This is a genomic window from Desulfosarcina sp., assembly GCF_033791525.1.
In the GTDB taxonomy this organism is placed as follows: Bacteria; Desulfobacterota; Desulfobacteria; order Desulfobacterales; family Desulfosarcinaceae; genus Desulfosarcina.
Genome location: NZ_JASJGN010000442.1, coordinates 1 through 3,673, shown reverse-complemented (window position 1 = coordinate 3,673; position 3,673 = coordinate 1). Strand labels below are relative to the sequence as shown.

6 protein-coding genes are annotated in these 3,673 nt (G+C 50.6%); all 6 read left to right on the top strand.

The window, feature by feature from the left end; genetic code table 11:
* Positions 1-297 (top strand): hypothetical protein (locus tag QNK41_RS21050; protein ID WP_319261222.1); only part of this gene is annotated, 297 nt, incomplete at its 5' end.
* A 52-nt stretch (positions 298-349) separates the two neighbouring features.
* Positions 350-823, top strand: a complete 474-nt coding sequence (locus tag QNK41_RS21045) for a glycine zipper domain-containing protein (RefSeq protein ID WP_319261219.1) — start codon at positions 350-352, stop codon at positions 821-823.
* Between the two features lie 53 nt (positions 824-876).
* Positions 877-1,287 carry a hypothetical protein gene (locus QNK41_RS21040; protein ID WP_319261216.1) on the top strand — a complete coding sequence of 137 codons (411 nt, stop codon included), beginning with the start codon at positions 877-879 and terminating at the stop codon, positions 1,285-1,287.
* Positions 1,288-1,318: 31 nt separating this feature from the next.
* A complete protein-coding gene (locus QNK41_RS21035; protein WP_319261214.1) occupies positions 1,319-1,996 on the top strand; it encodes a trimeric intracellular cation channel family protein in 678 nt (225 codons plus the stop codon).
* Position 1,997: 1 nt separating this feature from the next.
* Positions 1,998-3,332, top strand: coding sequence for an amidohydrolase family protein (locus QNK41_RS21030; RefSeq protein WP_319261211.1), 1,335 nt, complete (start codon positions 1,998-2,000; stop codon positions 3,330-3,332).
* A gap of 137 nt (positions 3,333-3,469) precedes the next feature.
* The coding region (locus QNK41_RS21025; protein WP_319261208.1) for a DUF1214 domain-containing protein at positions 3,470-3,673 on the top strand (204 nt) is incomplete at its 3' end.

Here is a 3,673-nt window from a genome sequence, read left to right as displayed (position 1 = left end):
AGTGCCGATACCCTCGACATCGTACACTATGCCTATAAGAAATGGACGGAACAGGTTTCTACCCCGGAGCACCCCTTAACGTTAAACTTTGTTGAAGTGAATTTTGAATCGGTAAAAGACGATGCCGAGCGTGAATTCCTTAACAACATCGGCACAAGTTTTGATCTCAAGGACGAGGAGGTCGACCACCTCATTTCAGCCGCTGGAAAAGTGCTCCAGGAATCCCCAGAGTTTCAGGCGTTTCTCAACCGCAACAGAGGCGGGGAGTCTGGGACTGGGTCGGACCAGGATAAATGACTAGGCCAAATGAATATAAAACGATCCAGTCTACATTAAAAGGAGGGTTAATATGAAAAAAAGATGGAAATTGATAAGCACTGGCATTTGCATGGTTTTGACGTTGATGGCAGGTCGTGTTTTTTGTGATGAAATGTACGTATATCCGGCAAAGGGTCAGAATCAGCAGCAGATAGACAAAGACAAAAATGAGTGCTTTTTGTGGGCCAAACAGCAGACTGGTTTTGATCCCGCAGCGCAAGCGCCTCCCCAACAAACCCAGGCCGGGGCAGGGGGAGGCGTTCACGGCGCCGCACGAGGCGCTCTGCTGGGTGTTGCCATTGGCGCCATTGCCGGTGATGCGGGGAAAGGGGCAGCCATCGGTGCCGCATCCGGCGGGTTGATCGGCGGTATGCGCCAGCGTGATCAGAATGCACAGCAGCAAGCGGCACAACAGAACCAGGCAGCCAATTATGACCAGCAACGGCATAATTTCAATCGTGCATACCAGGGGTGCCTTGAAGGCCGTGGGTATTCCGTAAAATAGCAGGGGGCAAACCAATATGTTTGAGAATAAAAATATTAAAGAAGGAGAGAACCATGCGTAAAAATTTGATGACAATACTATTGGCGGCAGCTCTTGTCTTCCCCTGTTTTGTCCATGCCGGTCCCATTGACGGTTCTTCCCCTTGTTTGTGCGCGATAACAAAGGTGATTGAATGCGACGCACTGGGTGAATGCGCTGAAGTCAGCCCGGAAGATGCCAATATCCCAACCTTTATCAAAGTTGATTTTAACGCTAGGATTTTAAGCGGGGTGGATAGCGTTGATTCAAGAACGACCCCGATCAAAAATTTTGAGCAGGGGGATGGCGTCTTGATGTTCCAGGGTGCTGAAAATCAAAAGGGCTGGAGTACCATCGTAAACCCAAAAACGGGTAAATTATCCGGTGCTGTCTCGGGAGAAGGCTATGGATTTTTGCTGTTTGGAACCTGCACAGTTCTACCGTGATGGATACCGTTGATCAAAAAGGAGAAAGATCATGCCCCCGGCAAACGATCCGTTAAGCGCAAGCATCCTTGCTATTATGTATTTTGGTGATGTGGTGTTTGCCGTCAGCGGAGCCCTGAACGCGGCCCGGCGCCGCATGGATGTCATGGGCTTTGTGCTCATCGGGACCATTACCGGCATTGGCGGGGGGACCCTTCGGGATTTGCTCCTGGGCCGTACGGTCTGGTGGACCCAAGATCCCCTTGAGCTGCTGTTGTGTGTGGCAGCGGCACTCCTTACTTTCCTTTTTATCAAGGTCGATATCACCCAGGACAAGTGGATGGTCTGGTCCGATGCATTGGGCCTGGCCTGCTTTGGTGTCGTGGGATGCCATACCGCACTGGCCTTTGGCGCCCCGGTTTTTATTGCCGTGTTCCTCGGAATGGTGACGGCAACCGGCGGCGGGGTGATCCGGGATACCCTCACCCAGACCCAGCCCATGATTTTATGCGGTGAGGTTTATGCCACTGCTGCATTGGCGGGATCTTTGGGCTATGCATTATTGGTACAACTGGCTCTGCCCGAAGGAATTGCTGAGTTTACAGCGGTTTTGCTGGCCTTTTCTATCAGGGCTGCAGCCATTATTTTCAATATTCAAATGGGACCGCCCGGCGAGTTCATCCGCATTAAGGGTCGGAACAAACAAAAGAACAACCAAAAGGAGAAATAAAATGACTCAAAAAAAAGCATCAAAGAAGAGCACTGGAATCCAAGGTGATGTGCGACTGGTCATGTCTGAACCCACCGAACCTGTGGAAGGCCAGAAAGCTGTATTGTTTCCAAACGTCTCCATTTTTGACGGAACCAGCGAAACGCTTAAAAAAGAGATGCACGTCCTGGTTGTCGACAACAAAATCACAAAAATATCTAAAGAACCGATAAAGGCGGAGCCGGGGACCACCGTCCTGAAAACCACACCGGGCCAGGTATTGATGCCGGGACTCATCGACGCTCACTACCACTTGAACGCCTCCAGGATTAGCCAGCGCGACCTCATGGGTCAACATGAATCATATATGTATGCCATGACGATAGCAGAGTGCGAGAACAATCTCATGCAGGGCGTCACGACTGTACGAGATATGGCCGGTCCCCTGTATGGCATCCAGAAGGCTATTGATGAAGATGATCTGAAAGGCCCGCGAATTTATGTCTGCGGCCCGATGATTTCCCAGATTGGTGGACATGGTGACTTCCGATCAAAAGGTCAATTAGCTAATGACAAAGTAGCTATGAGCGGTACCACTGCTGTCACAACCGGAGCTGACGGTGTAATGGCGGAGGCACGGGAAGCAATGCGTCTGGGCGCCAGTTTCATAAAAATCGCAATAAGTGGGGGCTATGCTTCACCGTCTGATCCCTTATTAGGATGTCAATTCAGCTTGGCTGAAATGGAGGCCGCTGTTGAAGTTGCCACGGATTATGGAACATATGTTGCTGCCCATGGTTATTCTGTTGAAGCGGTTAACCGCGCACTGGATGCAGGAGTCATGTCCATCGAGCATGGACACCTCATTGACGAAGCCACCATGGAACGTATGGCTAAAATGGGAGCCTGGCTCAGCACGCAGCCCTTCACCGATCGCTCTCATCCCTGGTTCAGCGATATACAGAACGAGAAGATGTCTCAGGTAGCAGACGGATGCGATCTGCTGTTTGAAACCGCAAAAAAAATCCCGGAATTGAATGTCGCGTGGGGATCTGACCTATTCTTCTCAAGAGACGAAACCGACCAGCATGTTGCCGAACAGCTCTGCAATCGAATGCAGCGGTGGTACACACCCGCACAAGCACTTAAGCTGGCCACCGGCAACGCTGGTAGATGCTGCAAGCTTGCCGGAAGGTGCGACCCCTATCCCGGCAAACTGGGAGTAATCGAGGAAGACGCATACGCCGACATGCTGCTCGTTCAAGGAAATCCCCTGGAAAAACTCGAAGTCATCGGGGACAGGGACAACCTCAAAATCATCATGAAGGACGGCAAGATATACAAGAACACGCTTTAAAAAAGTAAATGGAATGGCTGGATCGTTGTTAGCATTAAAAAGGACTGGAATGTGGTATTTTCTACAGAATAAGAAAAATAGACTTTGTCAAGGCGCGGGAGATTTCAAGGCGACTCAAAACAGCGAACAAGACGCTGATGCCAAGCGCGATTGACGCCACCCGCAGTCTGCTGGATGTTGGTGGTAACACAAACAAGTCAGTCGGCAGTCTGAACGACCCGGTCGCCAATGCCGACGGATCAGTGGATGTTTACTTCGGCCCTAAAGCACCTGCTGGAAAAGAAAAAAACTGGGTGCCCACAAGTCATGACAAGGGTTTCTTCGTCGTCTTCCGTTTCTAC

Coding starts and splice junctions, on each gene's coding strand:
- QNK41_RS21045 (WP_319261219.1), top strand. CDS start 350: ATGAAAAAAAGATGGAAATTGATAAGCACTGGCATTTGCATGGTTTTG.
- QNK41_RS21030 (WP_319261211.1), top strand. CDS start 1,998: ATGACTCAAAAAAAAGCATCAAAGAAGAGCACTGGAATCCAAGGTGAT.
- QNK41_RS21035 (WP_319261214.1), top strand. CDS start 1,319: ATGCCCCCGGCAAACGATCCGTTAAGCGCAAGCATCCTTGCTATTATG.
- QNK41_RS21040 (WP_319261216.1), top strand. CDS start 877: ATGCGTAAAAATTTGATGACAATACTATTGGCGGCAGCTCTTGTCTTC.